Genomic DNA, 16,892 nt, shown 5'->3' on the forward strand with positions numbered 1-16,892 from the left:
TGAGGACTTTAGTGAGGAACTGGGGGTTAGGTTGAATGTCACTGACTTAAGCGCTCTCCTGTGGAATTTGCCCTCTAAATCCCCCAAAATTGGGGGACTTTGAACTCATGTTCCCCCCAGAATTGGGGGGTTAGGGGGGCGAAAATTTACTTTTGCAAGAGACGTTCATGAGCGGTACGCTCACACTCCAGGATGAAAGGAGACTTTCAAAACAGGTCTATTAACTTGAGGGGAAAAGTGCAAAGAATTACTGAACAATCCTCGGCAACTCACTCACGACCCGAAACCCAAGATTGGAGTCGATGTAGGTAGGAATATCGCTGCCACGAGACGCACAGCGACAAAGACTTGGAAAAATGATCCAGGAACCGCCCCGAAAAATCTGATATTGATGATTGTTTTCTTCCCAAACACTGCCATCGGTGGGCGCTCCGGAGTAGTTCTTATGCCAAGGATCGCAACACCACTCCCACACATTCCCGTGCATATCGTATAAGCCAAAGGCATTGGGTGGAAAACTACCTACCTGGATTATGTCCCCTCGATATTTTCCTGGAGGCTCGTCAGCAAAGGTTCTGCGGGCATCATAATTAGCTAACTGATCTGTAATCGTCTCACCAAAATGAAATGGGGTTGTTGTTCCGGCACGACAGGCATATTCCCATTCAGCTTCACTGGGTAGGCGGTATTTCCCTTCTGTCAGTTTCGATAATCTTTGGCAAAATTCTACTGCATCGTACCAAGAGACTCGCTTTACGGGAAGGCGATCGCTGTCTTGGTGGTCTTTTAAATAAGCAGGATTAGGCTCAATGTTGCGTTCGACTTTCAAATCTGCACGGGATGCGATCGCTCTCCACTGAACCTGGGTGACTGGATATTTCCCCATGCAGAAACGCTGAACAGTTACTTCATGCTGAGGCTTTTCTGAGTCGCGACCTTCTTGTTCTGGCGAACCCATCATAAACCTGCCACCAGGTATGTAAACCATCTCTAGAGTGACTCCATCACCCAAGTCTTCAGTAAAATATTGGGCTTGTCTTCGCTGACGGTTAATTTCTTGCCCTATTGCGTTTACCGTCACCACCTCGAATTCAAACCACGGTGAATAATTTCTTAGCCGTTGTTGTACTCTTGCCTCGTGCCGATCTTTGAGCAAGGAATAAGCCGCAAACTGTACTTGAACTGATTCATCATCTAAGGCCGCCATTACTAAATCTAAACCCCCGTCCCCATACTGGAGGGCTTCCGAGAGAGCTGCAATCCGTAGTTCAATTGCTGTTGAAGCTAAGCGCCTGTTAGCCCCTTCGAGTCCTCCTAATACCACACCACTGATTGGCTGAGATGGTTCACCCCCCATCACCACATCATCAGCTTTTGGTTGACGGGAATGAGCATCACCTTCTTCTGGTGAAGATGAATGGGGTACTTGGTTTTGACTCATGTATTTATGACGCAGTTACTCAATGAAGCGATCGACCAACGCATTATTCACCATAATCGCACCTGGGAGCAGTTCAAGCTCATCCAAAAGGGTTTTGAAAACTCTCCGGGCGTGCGGCTATTTTACTATAAGGGCACGATTGAAATTCTGATGCCGGGACGTGAACATGAAGTCTTTAAGAGCATCATCGGGATGCTCCTTGAACTCTTTTTCATCGAGCAGGAAATTGAATTTGAACCAACTGGTTCGATGACTCAGGAGGCTGAGGGGGAAGCCTCTGCTCAAGCCGATGAATCCTATTGCATCGGAGTATCTAAACTAACGCCGGATTTGTCTATGAATACTTAAAATGGGCGGCCCATTCCCCATTCCCGATTCCCAATCACCGCATGATTGGACTCCCGTGGTGATGAACCATATACCATGAAGATGCCATGCGCTCAAAAATATTTGTTGCAATAGACTCGGCTTTGATGCGCCTGCCTCCTACGACTTGGAGAACTTTCTCAATAAGAATGACGTAGGCAATCGTGTCGCGAAGCTCTGTCGTAATAATTTCAGTATCTATCTCTAGGTAGTTGGTATTTTTAAATATTTGTTCCCACGAAGCGTGAATATCCTTCCAGCCTCGTATTACACTACGTCCGGGGTGAATGCAGAGACTGCCTGTTCCTTGTGACCAAACAGCACTCATTGCTTCAATGTCTTTTCTCTCGAAGGCGCGATAAAACGCTTCGTTTGCTGCTAAGACCTCAGTACGCTCGTCAGACATAATAAACACACCGTAATACGGAAATGGGGCCGGGTTAACTGATTACCTCTTGACCAATGAGCCATGATCAATTATTAGGAAACCATCTGTAGCAAATAAAAATAATAACCCCATTACCGCATTGCTCAAGCGAAGTCCCCTTGAACCGTATGATAAGGAAGGGGTCAGATAATGATTTTTTGGCATGAGTATCGTTTGGGAATTAGATTTTTACTCGCGACCGATTTTAGACGAAAATCAGAAAAAGATTTGGGAAATCTTAGTGTGCGAGAGTCCTTTGGATACGCGCCAGTCAGTTGATGAGCTGTTTCAATACGCTCAATTTTGTCCCAATCAACAGGTTAATTCCATTTGGCTGCGGGAGGCGTTGGCAGAGGCGATCGCACAACGAAAACAAACTCCCCAAAAAGTTCGCTTCTTTCGGCGTCAGATGAGCAATATGATTACCAAAGCCTGCGAGGAGCTCGGTATCCTAGCGCAAGCGAGTCGTCGCACCTATGCCTTAGAGCGATGGCTGTTTCAACGGATACAAGACTTTTATCCTAAGCAGACTGGATATCACCCTTCAGCCGCCGCTTCGTCGTTTGTTCAATATCAACCCCAGATTCCTCAACGTCTACCAGACGCCTTGCAATATGACAAGTGGGCGTTTGCCACGTTGGAAGCCGCAGCGTTTGAGGAAATGAATGAGTGGGAGATCGGCTTTAGTGAAGCCTTTCCTCTGTCGATGATGGAGCTTGCCCCCGATACTCAAATTCCCGGAATTATTATATTCTCTTCTAGAGCAACGCCCCTGGCAGGGTGGATGTCGGGCTTAGAGCTGGCGTTCGTGAGATTTGACAGTGCTCAAGCAGCAAGATTGTTACTGGAAACGGGTGCCAGTGACAGCTGGATTCTGGCTACACTCAGAGACTCGCAAACCCTAGCCCAAGCCAAAGGGTTCGAGTCAGCCAAACAAAAGGCTGAGGGGGTGCATTTTCTGGCGATCCAGTCAACACCAACCGCAGAATCCTTTGCGGGATTTTGGCTGTTGCAAGAGTTGAAGTAGCGCTGGGTGTGTCATTGGTCATTGACAGACGGGACGCCTGTCCTACCAACTGACAACTGTTATTGACAGGTGGGATGCCTGTCCTGCCAACTGACAACTGACAAAAAGCTTTTTAGTTATGGCTTCTAACGATTTGCCTTCTTCGCTGCACACCGAGCAGCTGTTAGAACTCGCCCTGCAAGGGGGGGCGCAACATGCAGAAATTTATCAGTCGAGATCGCTTTCTCGACCCGTCTTTTTTGAAGCCAATCGACTCAAACAGCTAGAAAGCAGCCAAGCCGAAGGCGTAGCGCTACGACTATGGCGTGACGGGCGTCCGGGACTGGCTGTTGCCTATGGCCCGGTTGAACCTCAAGCTTTAGTGGATCGGGCGATCGCGATGACGCAGCTGAATGAACCGGAACCCGTAGAACTGACTGATGGTCGGACGGAGAACTATCCTGACTTGGGAGAAGCAGTACCCGTAGAAGAACTGGTGGAAATGGGTAAAGGTGCGATCGCTCAAATTCGCGATGCCTACCCAGAAGTTCTATGTACTGCTGAGTTGGAATGCGAGGAAGAAACAACGCGCTTGCTCAACTCGAATGGCGTCGATTGCTATTACACCGATACTACTCTCAGCTGTTTCCTTGCCGCCGAATGGGTACGGGGCGAAGACTTTTTGAATGTTGCCGATGGTCAGACTGAGCGGGGAACGCTTGACCCGGATAAGGTGGTTCAAAGCATTTTACAACGCTTGAACTGGGCTAAAGAAAACGTCTCCCCTCCACGTCGTCGTGTGCCCATTTTGTTGACGGCGAAAGCGGCAGATTTGCTCTGGGACACGGTTCAGACGGCGCTGAATGGCCGACAGGTACTAGAGGGAGCCTCGCCTTGGAGCGATCGCTTGGGTGACGTGGTAATGTCAGACCCCCTGACACTCTCTCAGCAACCGGATACTGGGCCTTATAGCTGCCCCTTTGATGATGAAGGGACTCCAAGTCAACCTCTTCTGTTGATTAGAGAAGGGCGCTTGCAGCAATTTTATTGCGATCGCACAACGGGGAGATTGTTGGGGACTGGCACCACTGGCAACGGCTTTCGCCCTGGGCTGGGTAGCTATCCTACTCCAGGTTTAGTCAACTTGCTGATTCAACCTGGAAAAGGGTCACTGTGTGACTTAATCAAACAACTGGATGATGGATTGGTCGTCGATCAATTGCTGGGAGGCGGTGCTGGTATTAGTGGGGAGTTTTCTGTAAATGTTGAATTAGGCTATCGAGTGCAGAAGGGACAGATTACAGGTCGCGTCAAAGACACCATGATTGCGGGTAACGTTTACACCGTGCTCAAGCAACTCGTAGCATTAGGTGATGATGCCGACTGGAATGGCCCATGTTACACCCCATCTCTCATCGTTGAGGGAATCTCCACTACAGGAAGAAATTAGTTGTTTGTTGGGGGAATAACGAATAAATTGACCAGTGGAAACATGAGTCAATTTATAAGTTCTAATCTTCACCCCTTCAAACTGTTTAATCTTTTAATCCTCTAAGATTCAATTCTTCAAGTTTCTAACTCATTAATATTTAACCTAATCCTGTGCCAACTACAGATTTTAGGTAAAAGCCTAAATGTGCTGATTAACAGCACTCGTAAACTTTTCATAAGGAGCAACCCCCACCAGATTTTCTACCACCTCACCTCCCTTAAACATGAGGACGGCTGGGATACTTTTAATCCCAAATTTCTGAGCATTAATTTTGTTTTTGTCAATGTCTAACTTGGCAACCTTGACTCGACCCTCGTATTCCTCAGCCAGTTGTTCCATCAAAGGTGCGATTTTGCGACAGGGGCCACACCAGGGAGCCGTAAAATCAATGACAACTAACCCCTCGTCGGTTAAAAGTTCATCAAAGTCACTGTCCTGGATTTGGGCTACTTTACTCATGGACATTCCTCAATGTTTTGGATTATCAAAAAACAACTATAAATTATATGTTATTTTGATGTAACATCCGTCTATTATAGACCTTAACAGGCTTAATTTTCGACTTAAAATAATTATTAATTTAGATAGGTTTTGTGAAAAATGACCTGCTTTATTTTCCTAGTCTTACCCTTTGGGTAAGGCTGATCACCGATTTTCGTTGTTCAGTATATGTTGTCCGTTTTTACTGACAAATGACAACGTCACCTGTATCTCTTCCCAGCCGCTTGCGTCAGTGGTTACTGCCCAGACGACGGCTGGCGATCGCAGAAGCCTGTCTGATTGGAATCGTATCTGGACTTTCAGGTGTCTTACTCAAACAAGGTGCTGGCTGGTTTGGATCTTTGCGTGTTCATGCGTCTAACCTACTACCTGCTAGTTTAGTCTTACCTGCGATCGGACTCTCCTTAGGACTTCTTTGCGGTTTTATCATAGAGCGCTTAGAACCAGAGGCAACGGGGAGTGGTGTTCCGCAAATTAAAGGAGCACTTGCCCTGTTTCCCATTCCCCTCAATTTACGGGTAGCTTTCGTCAAGTTGGTAACCAGCATTCTCGCCATGTCTGCTGGACTGACATTAGGACGACAAGGGCCAACCGTACATATCGGCGCAGCTTTAGCCGCTCAATTGAGCCATTGGGTGCCCACCTCTCCCGATCACCGACGCCAGATGATTGCCGCCGGTGCCGGTGCTGGGTTAGCGGCTGGTTTTAATGCGCCCCTTGCCGGTATTCTGTTTGTGATCGAAGAACTCCTGCGCGATCTGTCTAACTTGACGCTGGGGACTGCCATCCTTGCCTCCTTCATTGGTGCTGTCATCTCGCGCTTATTGGGTGGACGGACCTTAGATCTGAATTTACAACTGAGCAGCCACTCTAGTAGTTTCGCCGCACCCGAAATTCCCTTCTATTTGTTATTGGGTGTTTTGGCTGGGTTGCTGGGTGCTTTATTTAATCAAGGAATTCTCGCCAGTCTGACTCTCTACAATCGCCTAAACCTGAATTTGCCGATGAAAATCGGCTTAACTGGGATGATATGTGGCTGCGTCGTTGCCCTATTACCCCCAGCTTTTCGGGACAACAATGGGTTACGGGAATTGCTGCTAACCGGTACAGCCAGCTGGCAATTCACCAGCTTTGCCTTTGTCGCCTACTTCGTTCTCACCTTAGTGTCTTATGGCTCTGGGGCACCTGGGGGATTGTTTCACCCCTCCCTTGTCTTAGGTGCTGCCCTTGGCTACTTGGTCGGGTTTGGGGAATTCAATTGGCTAGGATTCGGTTCGCCGACGAGCTACGCCTTAGCAGGGATGGGGGCATTTTTTAGCGCTGTCTCCAAGGTACCCATCACAGCAATTGTCATCGTATTTGAGATGACAGCGAACTTCAATCTTGTGCTGCCCTTAATGATTACCTCTGGAGTGTCTTACCTGATTGCCGATAAGCTCTCCAAAGGGTCACTCTATCAGCGCCTTTTGGAGAAGAGGGGCTACACCTTACCTGTACAAGGAATTGAGCAGGGTTCCTTGGCTGGGTTGACGGCAGCGGACTTGATGCAGCGTCGGGTTGAAACCCTGGCGAGTCAGATGACTTTAGATGAGGCCGTTCAGGCGTTCTCTCGTTCCCATCATCGCGGTTTTCCCGTGGTTGATGACGGGGAATTGGTAGGTATCATTACTCAAACAGACATTGCTAATGCTACCCAAAATCAACGGCCTGGGGATACCCCTCTTGCCCAAATCATGACGCCCCAACCGATCACCGTTAAGCCACTCTACTCGTTGAGCGAGGTTCTGTTTCTGCTGAACCGTTATCAACTCAGTCGGTTGCCGGTTACAGAAGATCGCAAGCTGGTGGGAATCATCACTCGTGCAGATATCATTCGCGCCGAAGCCGATAAGCTCAGTGGTGATACAGAGCAAGTAGGGCCACGCCCTGAGCCGTCTTATGTCGTGTATCAAACTCGCGCCCCAGCGGTAGGAAAAGGTCGTCTCTTGGTTACCCTGGCGAATCCCCAAACGGCACCCGTACTGTTGCAATTAGCGGCATCGATCGCGCGCGATCGCAACTATGAGATCGAATGTCTCCAGGTTATCTCCATCCCCCGCCATCACAACCCCACTCAAACGACAGTAAGCACCACGAAAAGCCGCCGCTTGCTCCGGATGGCGGAAAAATTGGGGCGAGACTGGGAAATTCCGGTGCATACTCAAATCCGGGTATCCCATGACACCTCTCAAGCCATTCTAGAGACGATTAAGGAGCGACATATTAGTCTAATCTTGATGGGTTGGAAAGCTGAGCCACCCACGACCCCCGATCGCATCTTTGGTAGTATTGTGGATACCCTGATTCGACAAGCTCCCTGTGAGTTGGTGTTGGTGAAATTGGGGCACAGGGAAGAGGTGCAAAAGGATGGGACAGCTGTCCCCTCTTGTCCCCTACCCATCGCCTGGACTCGTTGGTTAGTCCCGATCGCAGGTGGGCCGAACTCAAGCTGTGCCCTACAACTCTTACCCGCTCTAACTTCCCATAGTTCGGCACCGACGATCGGAGTGGCTCAAGTTTTTACCCCCTCTACACTCCTACCGGACACAACTCGGTTGGAAAAAGCCGCTTTTCTCCTCAGTCAAAAACTGTCTTGCCAAGTGATGACCATTCCCGTCCGTTCTTATTCTGTCTCGGATGCCGTGATTCAACTAGCTCACACACAGCAGTGCGATGTCGTTGTCTTGGGAGCGAGTCGTGAAGGGTTATTGCAGCAGGTGGTTCATGGGAATATTCCTGAAGCGATCGCACGAGGGGTGAACAGTACCGTGATTCTAGTACGCGGTACACCTGAGTAGGTTTGATATCCAGTTACGTTCAGTGGTAGTAGTTTTGGATGGTTGCTCTTGAGCTGGGGAAGTTGGAGAAGCTGGGGTAGTGAGGCGGAACCAGAGCAATCATTTGAGGCTGGTGTGTTGCGATCGCGGTTTCTTGCTCGAAGATGAATTCGCTGTAGTCGGCAAGGTTATCGAGTCCAAGCAGGTTCAAGATGACTTCAATGGCTAGCCAAATCGTAACTTTTACCCATCTCTTCTTCCACTCCGTCTTCATGACCCCTTGCCCTTTTAGGTAATGGCGGTTCAGCCTTTGACCTTAATCAACGAAGCAGTGGTTTCTCGGGGAGCGGCTCAATCAACTGAATCCTGGGTGATGAATCTGCTCTCGACGCCTACATCCGTAAAACGTTGAAACACCTCTTATAGAAAGTTAACGAAAACTCACTGCACCATTAATCATATAAAGTTACCTAAAGTTCTGTAAAGGGTATTTTCAGAAAAAACCCCCACTATGACAAAATTTGATGAAGTTATTTAACAATTTTGAGTATTAATACTTAATTTCAAGCTGTTCAGGAGCGATTGCCTACAGCACCAGCAAAACTGATCGTGAATTGGTAAGAGCAACAGAGCGAGCGCCTCCCTTGATAAAGCTTTATGGCTCCCAAAAACCAACCTCTAGAGGTTTACTGCTGGCGATCGCTGCTGTCATGCTGTGAATATCAGGCGAAATGGAGCAACCGAGCCACCATGAACAATCCATGCTTAACCGGTAAGTTGACATCGGTTTACGAAGAAGATTTTCAGGCTTGGACTATTCAGCAAGCCAAGTTTCTCCAGGAAGGGGAGTGGAGCTGTCTAGATGTTCCCAATCTAGTTGAGGAGATTGAATCGTTGGGTAGACAGGAGCGGCAAGAACTTGAGAACCGCTTAGGAGTTTTGTTGGGGCATTTGCTCAAGTGGGAGTTTCAGCCCAGCAACCGTTCAAGAAGTTGGTATGCCACAATCCGAGAACAACGCCGCAGAATCCGAAGGTTATTAGACAGAAGTCCTTCCTTGCAGCCCTATTTGCATGAGGCTATGACGATTGCATATCAGGATGCTTTAGATTTAGCGGTTCGTGAGACATCCTTAAGTTATAAAATTTTTCCCCAAGAACTTCCTTTCACAGGGGAGGAACTACTGGGTTTTGAATTTCTCCCAGGAGAACAAACCAAGTCCGATGAAGAGTGGCAGTAGCCGAACCTCACGCGATCTCAACAGCAGATCGCGAGCATGCATCATCCGAATGCTTCGCCCTAAACGAGAGGTTTATAGGCACTCATACCAATTGGAATACATGAATGTCACATTAACAGTGAGCGTCAATTAACCTTTAACTTCCAAATTCTTCAAAATGAAGTCAGCTCTTGGCGCAAACCCATCACCATATTCGGCGGGGAAATGGGTAATAACGTAGAAAACCTTCCCGTTCATTTCGCCAATGTATAGTTCAGCGAGTATATTTTCAGAACTTCCTGGTTGCTTGTACAGGATTTTTTCCTTAGCCCAGGAATACGGAACCTCTTTCGTCTGACTCTCCATTTGCCACTGATTTTTTTGAACCAATCCACCCTTGGCTGTTAGCAATCGTTCAAGCTGCTCTGCGTTGTTTGCCCAGGTCGGAAAGGATATGGAAACGTACACATCTTTATTTTTATTTCCATCTACGTTGTAATAAAAGATGCTTCCTGTATCTGCCCCAGAACCACGGGATTCGGCAACAAAATCATCTTTGGGAAAATAGGTGGTAAAAACCTGGCTGAGTTCATCGTAAAGCTTCAGCGTCACCTCACTCTTTTCCCCCTCAACGCTAATCATGTCAGTTTTGGTAGTCGGTTTTTCTGAATCCTTTGTGGTTTCAGGGGTTTGCTCTGGCTGATTATTCGGCGTCGCGGCAGGCGATTGTGCGGTTGAGGGTTCGCTTTGAGTGGGGACGCTAGCGCGATCGCTCCCATCACCTGAATCAACAGCATTGTTTGAAGCCGATGTACAGGCAGTAATTGTATTTAGGACTAAACTGGCTCCCAGTACAGATAAAGTTAGAGAAGGTTTCATCTTACCTTTTGGATAATCACCGACCCATTCATCCTAAACAAGGGAAAAATGGTTTCGCGGCTGCCTTGTGTAGCGTCGAATAATGGCACACAAGCTCCAATCGACGGTGACCTCCTCTCCCAAACCCCCACCGTCGGTAAAATTTACAAGTAGTATCGGAAAACTCCCAGCAGTCAAGCTACTCTAGTCAACTGAGCGCAATAACATACAGGTATCTATGCCCAGAAGTCAACGTAACGATAACTTCATCGACAAAAGCTTTACGGTGATGGCGGATCTAATCCTGAAGCTGATGCCAGCCAACAAGCAAGCCAAAGAAGCCTTTGCCTACTACCGTGACGGCATGTCAGCTCAAGCGGATGGTGAATATGCCGAAGCCCTGGAAAACTATAGAGAAGCTCTGACGCTAGAGGAAGACCCCTACGACAAGAGCTATATTCTTTACAACATGGGGCTGATTCACGCCAGCAACGGTGAGCATCAGCAAGCGTTGGAACTCTATCATGAGGCGATCGAACTCAACCCGCGTCTGCCTCAAGCCCTTAACAATATTGCCGTAATTTACCACTACCAGGGTGAACAGGCCAAGGAAGCCGGAAACTCAGATGCGGCTGAGGCTTTGTTTGACAAAGCGGCTGACTACTGGAAACGAGCGATTCGCCTTGCTCCCAACAACTACATTGAGGCGCAAAACTGGCTGAAAACCACAGGGCGATCGGAACTAGATGTCTACTTTTAGAAGTTAGCAGGTTGAAAGTTGACAAGTTAGTAACCTGCAATCTTTAACCTGCAACCTGCAACCTGTAACCTGCAACCTGTAATACCAATTTCATAAAATAGTGCAACGCTTAGAAGATACCCCTCGTATCCCCCTTAACAAGGGGGACTTTAAATCCTCCATTTGTTCCCCCCTTTTTAAGGGGGGCTAGGGGGGATCTCGCTCTGTAGCAGCATTAAATGAAACTGGTATAACCTTCAACTCTATAACCACTAACCATGTCCATTATTGACAGAGAACAAGTTCGTAAAGTTGCCAACCTTGCCCGTTTGGAGATGACGGCGGAGGAAGAAGAGCAAATGACAGCTCAACTGAGTAGCATTCTGGAATATTTTGAACAACTGAGCGAATTAGACACAACAGACGTACCGCCGACTACAAGGGCGATTGATGTCAGTAACGTGACGCGACCTGATGAATTGCGACCCTACTCTGACCGGGAAGCGCTTCTTGGAGAAGCTCCTGATCAGGATGGCGACTTTTTTAAAGTGCCACAAATCCTACAAGCGGAAGAGTAATTTTTGCGGGCGTCACACTTTGTAGTGCTAATAAGAGACCGCTATTGAATAGGGCGTGCAGGATGCCCACCCCACAAGAGGTAGTTGGATATTTTTTAGTTGGAAGTCCCTTAAACTCTTGGCGGGTTATGAGGCAAGGTTGAGAATGGTGCAAAATGTCAATTCCAACCGAATGAAGGAGGAAAAACTTCACCCTTTAGCCTTCATTGTGATCAAAAACCAAAAAAGTCTCAAGATCTGGACTGACAGTGGTGGGGACAATCCGAAATCCAAAACCCGCCCGCAGGACGCAGTCCGAGGACGGCAAAATCCAAAATCGAATGACAGGGGGTCATCATGGCATTAGGTCAGCTCGTTGAGGGAAAGTGGGTATCCAAACGCGACCAAGAAGACTCAAATGGACGCTTCCTGCGCCCATCGACCACATTTCGCGATCGCATTACCGCCGATGGTTCCAGTGGTTTTAAGGCAGAACCCGATCGCTACCATCTCTATATTTCCTGGGCTTGTCCTTGGGCGAATCGAACCGCTATTATGCGATCGCTCAAGGGCTTAGAGGATGCGATCGGTCTGTCTGTGGTCGATCCGGTCATGGGTGAAGAGGGCTGGATGTTCTCCGATTTCCCAGGCTCTATCCCTGATACGGTGAATGGTACCCAATACCTTCGAGAGATTTACCTCAAAGCTGAGCCTCAATACACAGGACGAGTAACAGTTCCAATTCTCTGGGATAAAGAAACGAACAAAATCATCAATAACGAATCCCGTGAGATCATTCGGATGCTTGATACAGAATTTGACGCCGTTGTCAAGTCTGAAGCCAGCTTTTATCCGGAGGACTTGCGGGACAAAATTGATCAGACCATTGATGCCATCTACCAACCCATCAACAATGGTGTCTATCGGGCAGGATTTGCCACGAAACAAGAGGCATACGAAGACGCCGTAACCGAACTGTTTGATGCCCTCGATTACTGGGAAGAAGTTTTAGGAAAGCAGCGATATTTGTGTGGCAACTGCATCACTGAAGCGGATTGGTGTATGTTTACAACCTTATTCCGCTTCGACGCCGTTTATTACGTTCACTTCAAGTGCAACCTGCGCCACCTCTACGAATATCCCAATCTCTGGAATTATCTTAAAGACCTCTACCAGCAGCCAGGAGTGAAGGAAACCTGTAATCTTGAACATATCAAGTTGCATTATTACAAAAGTCATCCTAATGTAAACCCTCATGGGCTCGTTCCCAAGGGGCCAATCCTTGATTTCGATTCCCCTCACAATCGGCATTAGGGAACTAATGCGAAATTGCATTCAAAAATAGTAGTTGAGACAGGCAGGGGGACACGGGACGTGGAGAAAAGGAATGTTCTATCAGAAAAAAGTTTGGGGACAGAGAACCCTGATTGTCTCTTGACTCAGAGGATATCTGAAAAGTCATAATGAAAACGCCTAAACGGTCAGAGCCCCCTAAATCCCCCTTAAAAAAGGGGACTTGGATTCAATTCTCCCCCCTTTTTAAGGGGGGCTGGGGGGGATCAAAGGGTTTGAACACACTCCTTAGGGGGCAGGGGGCTGGGGGGAATCAAAGCAACTGTTGACACTTCTCAGACATCCTCTCATACATCCTTCTCCAATCAAACGCTTAAAAGGGTGAAAACCTTTTGCCATCTGCCTTCATACTTCTGCCTTCTGTACGAAAACGGAATAACTTGCACCTATCTTGAATATGCAATGCAAGAATAGCCAAATCTTGATAGTGGGCGATCAACTAGAGAATCGTCAGGTACTGGTCAACCACTTATCCCAGTCAAATTATGACATTACCCAAGCCAGGAATGGAGAAGAAGCGTTAGAAGCGATAAAGAAGGGTCTAAAACCTGACCTGATATTGTTGGCTCTGCTCCATAGAGCTGGCAATAAAGTAACTCGAAAAATCCGTAAAATTTGGCAGGCTGATGAAGTCCCGATTTTAGGGTTGAGTGAACGAAATCAAGTTGAGGATTGGGTGAGTGGATTAAAAAGTGGGGTGAATGATTATCTCACGCAACCTCTCTCCCCAGAAGAACTCATTTTCCGTATTAATCAACAGATTGAACTTTGCCGACTAAAAGCTGGAAATCAACACTTTTTCCATGAATTAGAAGCGCTGAAACAGGAAAATAGTGACCTCAAAATCTTGCTGGAAACTTTTACAGAGCACGGTGATACCGTAGCCAATCAGTTGCGCAAGCAGGCAGATGAGGCAGTACAGGAAAGCGAACGTAAACTGGCTCAATTTTTAGAAGCGGTTCCCGTCGGTGTGGGAGTACTCGATGCTAATGGCAAACTTTACTTTTTGAATCAAAGAGCCAAGGAGATTTTTGGCAAAGGAGTCGATCCAGACGCGCCAATGGAGAGACTCTCAGAGGCTTATCAAGTTTATATTGCAGACACGAATCAATTGTATCCTTCTGAAAGGTTACCCATTGTGCGATCGCTCAAAGGGGAGAGTGTAACTGCTGACGATTTGGAAGTCCACCAAGGAGACCAGAGAATTCCTATCGAAGTGTGGTCAACGCCTATCTATGATGCAGAAGGTAACATTGCTTATAGTATCAACGCCCTGCAAGATATCACAGAACGCAAACGGACAGAGAAATTATTAGCGGACTATAACCGAACCCTCGAGAAACAAGTTGCCGATCGCACTCAGGAATTAGAACAAAAAAACCGACAACTCAAACAAGAAATTCTGGCTAGCCAAATCGCCGCAAAAGCTCGCAAACAGGCAGAAGTAGCGCTGCGTCAGTCTGAAGAAAAGTTTGCCAAAGCGTTTCGTTCCTGTCCGAGTGCCTTCACAATCACTCGGCAGAGTGATGGCTGCCATATCGAGGTCAACGAAAGCTTCTGTCAGTTTACGGGTTACACCCGTGAAGAGGTGATTGGTCGTACTGCCGTTGAGCTGAATCTTTGGGTGAATTGGGAAGACCGTACCCAACTGTTCCATCTCTTGCAAAAGGAAGGCATGATTCGCAACTATGAATTCAACTTCAGAACCAAGTCCGGCGAAGTCAGAACCGCACTATTATCCGCAGAAATGATTGACTTGGATGGACAACGCTATGTAATTTCTGTCAGTCAAGATATCAGCGATCGCCAGCAAGCACAAGCCGCATTACAACAGGCCAAAGAAGCCGCAGAAACGGCAAACCGTGCAAAAAGCCGATTCCTCGCCAATATGAGTCACGAACTGCGTACCCCCCTCAATGCCATCATCGGCTTTACCCAATTGCTCACCCGTGACTCATCCCTCAATTCGGAGCAACAGGACTATATAGGCATTATTCAGCGCTCTGGTGAGCATTTACTCGAACTCATTAATAATGTGCTGCAAATGTCCAAAATTGAGGTGGGTCGGATTACGCTCAATAAAAATAGTTTTGACCTGTACCATTTGCTGGACAGTCTGGAAGCCATGCTCCAGTTACCTGCCCAAAACAAAGGTTTACAGTTAGTGTTTGACCGCGCTCCCACTCTCCCGCAATACATCAAAACTGACGAAAGTAAGTTGCGCCAAGCCTTGATTAACCTTCTGACCAACGCGATCAAATTCACCTCAGAGGGGGGTGTTACTTTACGAGTAGCTAGGAAGTTGCAAGTGGAAAGGTTGAAGGTTGAAGGTTCTCGTGATTTGCCAGTTGAAAGATTGTACAGCCCTACGGGCATGTTAGCGAAGCGGCACGAAGTGCAAACAGCGCAGCGGGACGTAGACCAGGTTGAAGGTTCTCAACCGTTTTCAAATCTTCAACCTGTAACCCTTTATTTTGAGGTGGAAGATACAGGTTCGGGGATTGCACCAGAAGAGATGAACTCCCTATTTGAACCCTTTGTGCAAACACAAACTGGTCGGAAATCTCTCGAAGGAACGGGTTTAGGTCTTCCCATCACACGACAATTTGTGGAATTGATGGGGGGAGATATCAGGGTTAGCAGTACCTTAGGTAAGGGAAGTATTTTTACATTTAATATCGAGGTTGAGCTAGCCCAAGAGCTTGAGATTGAGACGACTTCTACAAGCCCTAAGGTCATTGGTTTAGAATCTGGACAACCGGACTATCGCATCCTCGTTGTTGACGATCGCATGGAAAGTCGCCTCCTCCTCGTTAAGCTTTTAGCCTCTGTCGGCTTGGGTGTGCGGGAAGCCGTGAATGGACAAGAAGCGATCGACGTGTGGTCAAGCTGGGAACCTCACCTAATCTGGATGGATATGCGGATGCCAGTCATGGATGGGTATGAAGCGACTAAACGCATCAAAGCTGATTTGAAAGGTCAGGCTACGGCAATTATTGCCTTGACGGCTAGTGCTTTGGAGGAAGAGCGTTCGATTGTTTTGTCAGCCGGTTGTGATGACTTTGTGCGTAAGCCCTTTCGAGAGTCGGTTATCTTTGAAAAGATGGGTCAACATCTAGGGGTGCGCTATATCTATGAACAACCCACCTCTTCCAACTCGGAGGGTGGCAGGCAGAACATGGACGTTGAACCAGGGAATGCATCTGACTCTTCGGGTTCTGCTGTGCAGTATATCCTTCAGCCTTCATCATTCCAAGTAATGCCCAGTGAGTGGGTCAATGAGCTATACCAGGCGGCTGTCTCTATTGAGAATGAGCGGATTTTTCAGCTCATTGAGCAAATCCCGCCTCCCCATCTTCCACTCGCCCAAGCGATCGCTGATTTGGTCAATAATTTCCGTTGCGATCGCATTCTCGATTTAATTGAACAGGCTAGAATTTTGAAAATCGGGGCTGACCCAGGATGAAGAATAAAAGATGATAGATGAACATCTATTTTCGTCAATCTTTTTATATTTCAGATTTATTTTAATCATCAATTTCTATTTACTACTATCCAATTAGCACTATGAGTAGCAATATGGCGGAGGTAACTCCAGGAAACATTTTAATTGTTGATGATACACCGGAAAATCTGCAAATTTTATCCGCAACCCTGTCGGAGAAAGGATATAAAGTCCGGGGCGTCGTCAAGGGGCAAATGGCACTCAGAGCCGCCAGATCGGCTCCACCCGATCTAATTTTGCTCGACATTAGAATGCCCGAAATGGATGGCTATGAAGTCTGTGAACAACTCAAAGCCGACCCAAAAACCAGCGAAATTCCGATCATTTTTATTAGTGCCCTGGATGAAGTCTTAGACAAGGTTAAAGCCTTTGCGGCTGGTGGAGTGGACTATATCACCAAGCCGTTTCAAGTGGCAGAAGTTTTGGCACGGGTTGAACACCAACTGACGATTCGCAGGCTCTCTAATCAACTACAAGAGCAAAATCAACAGCTGCAACAGGAGATTCAAGAGCGATTGAAAGCTGAAAAAGCGGCTGAAGCTGCATCCAAAGCGAAAACAGAGTTCCTAGCTAATATGAGTCATGAACTCCGCACTCCCCTCAATGCCATTCT

General features: G+C 47.4%; 15 protein-coding genes. 10 read left to right on the forward strand and 5 right to left on the reverse strand.

The annotated features are described in order from the left end of the window. Positions 1–247 precede the first annotated feature (247 nt). Positions 248–1,441: a formylglycine-generating enzyme family protein gene (locus V6C93_RS00445; protein ID WP_333474665.1), complete on the reverse strand. Its 1,194-nt coding sequence runs from the start codon at positions 1,439–1,441 to the stop codon at positions 248–250. A 6-nt stretch (positions 1,442–1,447) separates the two neighbouring features. On the opposite strand from V6C93_RS00445, the gene V6C93_RS00450 reads away from it, so the two are divergent. After that, positions 1,448–1,789 (forward strand): hypothetical protein, encoded by a 342-nt coding sequence (locus tag V6C93_RS00450; protein WP_333474666.1) that lies wholly within the window; start codon positions 1,448–1,450, stop codon positions 1,787–1,789. Between the two features lie 34 nt (positions 1,790–1,823). Here the strand turns inward: V6C93_RS00450 and V6C93_RS00455 are convergent, their stop codons facing one another. Beyond that, positions 1,824–2,213 carry a nuclear transport factor 2 family protein gene (locus tag V6C93_RS00455; protein WP_333474667.1) on the reverse strand — a complete coding sequence of 130 codons (390 nt, stop codon included), beginning with the start codon at positions 2,211–2,213 and terminating at the stop codon, positions 1,824–1,826. Between the two features lie 184 nt (positions 2,214–2,397). On the opposite strand from V6C93_RS00455, the gene V6C93_RS00460 reads away from it, so the two are divergent. Continuing rightward, positions 2,398–3,261, forward strand: a complete 864-nt coding sequence (locus V6C93_RS00460; protein WP_333474668.1) for a Tab2/Atab2 family RNA-binding protein — start codon at positions 2,398–2,400, stop codon at positions 3,259–3,261. Between the two features lie 118 nt (positions 3,262–3,379). After that, on the forward strand, positions 3,380–4,690 hold the full coding sequence (locus V6C93_RS00465) for a TldD/PmbA family protein (RefSeq protein WP_333474669.1): 1,311 nt from the start codon (positions 3,380–3,382) through the stop codon (positions 4,688–4,690). A gap of 180 nt (positions 4,691–4,870) precedes the next feature. Here V6C93_RS00465 and trxA read toward each other — a convergent pair whose 3' ends face one another. After that, complete coding sequence (gene trxA / locus V6C93_RS00470; RefSeq protein ID WP_333474670.1) at positions 4,871–5,191, reverse strand: thioredoxin; 321 nt, start codon at positions 5,189–5,191, stop codon at positions 4,871–4,873. A gap of 233 nt (positions 5,192–5,424) precedes the next feature. On the opposite strand from trxA, the gene V6C93_RS00475 reads away from it, so the two are divergent. Then, entirely contained in the window at positions 5,425–8,070 is a 2,646-nt protein-coding gene (locus V6C93_RS00475) for a chloride channel protein (protein ID WP_333474671.1), read from the forward strand. A gap of 19 nt (positions 8,071–8,089) precedes the next feature. Here V6C93_RS00475 and V6C93_RS00480 read toward each other — a convergent pair whose 3' ends face one another. Then, complete coding sequence (locus V6C93_RS00480) at positions 8,090–8,323, reverse strand: hypothetical protein (protein WP_333474672.1); 234 nt, start codon at positions 8,321–8,323, stop codon at positions 8,090–8,092. Positions 8,324–8,706: 383 nt separating this feature from the next. On the opposite strand from V6C93_RS00480, the gene V6C93_RS00485 reads away from it, so the two are divergent. Next, positions 8,707–9,288 carry a DUF29 domain-containing protein gene (locus tag V6C93_RS00485; RefSeq protein ID WP_333474673.1) on the forward strand — a complete coding sequence of 194 codons (582 nt, stop codon included), beginning with the start codon at positions 8,707–8,709 and terminating at the stop codon, positions 9,286–9,288. A gap of 129 nt (positions 9,289–9,417) precedes the next feature. On the opposite strand, the gene V6C93_RS00490 is transcribed toward V6C93_RS00485, so the two are convergent. Beyond that, the gene (locus V6C93_RS00490; RefSeq protein ID WP_333474674.1) at positions 9,418–10,146 is read right to left on the reverse strand and encodes a hypothetical protein; all 729 of its coding nucleotides are present in this window, start codon (positions 10,144–10,146) and stop codon (positions 9,418–9,420) included. 217 nt (positions 10,147–10,363) lie between these two features. On the opposite strand from V6C93_RS00490, the gene V6C93_RS00495 reads away from it, so the two are divergent. The 5 genes from V6C93_RS00495 to V6C93_RS00515 all read left to right on the forward strand — a co-directional run. Further along, positions 10,364–10,885 (forward strand): photosystem I assembly protein Ycf3, encoded by a 522-nt coding sequence (locus tag V6C93_RS00495; RefSeq protein WP_333474675.1) that lies wholly within the window; start codon positions 10,364–10,366, stop codon positions 10,883–10,885. A 263-nt stretch (positions 10,886–11,148) separates the two neighbouring features. Continuing rightward, complete coding sequence (gene gatC, locus V6C93_RS00500; protein WP_349262576.1) at positions 11,149–11,442, forward strand: Asp-tRNA(Asn)/Glu-tRNA(Gln) amidotransferase subunit GatC; 294 nt, start codon at positions 11,149–11,151, stop codon at positions 11,440–11,442. A gap of 336 nt (positions 11,443–11,778) precedes the next feature. Continuing rightward, positions 11,779–12,735, forward strand: a complete 957-nt coding sequence (locus tag V6C93_RS00505) for a glutathione S-transferase family protein (protein ID WP_333474677.1) — start codon at positions 11,779–11,781, stop codon at positions 12,733–12,735. 436 nt (positions 12,736–13,171) lie between these two features. Then, on the forward strand, positions 13,172–16,240 hold the full coding sequence (locus V6C93_RS00510; RefSeq protein ID WP_333474678.1) for a response regulator: 3,069 nt from the start codon (positions 13,172–13,174) through the stop codon (positions 16,238–16,240). A gap of 101 nt (positions 16,241–16,341) precedes the next feature. Beyond that, positions 16,342–16,892, forward strand: a 551-nt coding sequence (locus V6C93_RS00515; RefSeq protein ID WP_333474679.1) for a response regulator, incomplete at its 3' end; no start/stop codon positions are given.

Source organism: Allocoleopsis sp., from assembly GCF_036703385.1.
GTDB lineage: Bacteria > Cyanobacteriota > Cyanobacteriia > Cyanobacteriales > Coleofasciculaceae > Allocoleopsis.

What these genes read in the sequence shown, in the direction of transcription:
- V6C93_RS00445 (WP_333474665.1), bottom strand. Translation starts at nt 1,441, where the DNA reads ATGAGTCAAAACCAAGTACCCCATTCATCTTCACCAGAAGAAGGTGAT.
- V6C93_RS00450 (WP_333474666.1), top strand. Translation starts at nt 1,448, where the DNA reads ATGACGCAGTTACTCAATGAAGCGATCGACCAACGCATTATTCACCAT.
- V6C93_RS00455 (WP_333474667.1), bottom strand. Translation starts at nt 2,213, where the DNA reads ATGTCTGACGAGCGTACTGAGGTCTTAGCAGCAAACGAAGCGTTTTAT.
- V6C93_RS00460 (WP_333474668.1), top strand. Translation starts at nt 2,398, where the DNA reads ATGAGTATCGTTTGGGAATTAGATTTTTACTCGCGACCGATTTTAGAC.
- V6C93_RS00465 (WP_333474669.1), top strand. Translation starts at nt 3,380, where the DNA reads ATGGCTTCTAACGATTTGCCTTCTTCGCTGCACACCGAGCAGCTGTTA.
- trxA (WP_333474670.1), bottom strand. Translation starts at nt 5,191, where the DNA reads ATGAGTAAAGTAGCCCAAATCCAGGACAGTGACTTTGATGAACTTTTA.
- V6C93_RS00475 (WP_333474671.1), top strand. Translation starts at nt 5,425, where the DNA reads ATGACAACGTCACCTGTATCTCTTCCCAGCCGCTTGCGTCAGTGGTTA.
- V6C93_RS00480 (WP_333474672.1), bottom strand. Translation starts at nt 8,323, where the DNA reads ATGAAGACGGAGTGGAAGAAGAGATGGGTAAAAGTTACGATTTGGCTA.
- V6C93_RS00485 (WP_333474673.1), top strand. Translation starts at nt 8,707, where the DNA reads ATGGCTCCCAAAAACCAACCTCTAGAGGTTTACTGCTGGCGATCGCTG.
- V6C93_RS00490 (WP_333474674.1), bottom strand. Translation starts at nt 10,146, where the DNA reads ATGAAACCTTCTCTAACTTTATCTGTACTGGGAGCCAGTTTAGTCCTA.
- V6C93_RS00495 (WP_333474675.1), top strand. Translation starts at nt 10,364, where the DNA reads ATGCCCAGAAGTCAACGTAACGATAACTTCATCGACAAAAGCTTTACG.
- V6C93_RS00505 (WP_333474677.1), top strand. Translation starts at nt 11,779, where the DNA reads ATGGCATTAGGTCAGCTCGTTGAGGGAAAGTGGGTATCCAAACGCGAC.
- V6C93_RS00510 (WP_333474678.1), top strand. Translation starts at nt 13,172, where the DNA reads ATGCAATGCAAGAATAGCCAAATCTTGATAGTGGGCGATCAACTAGAG.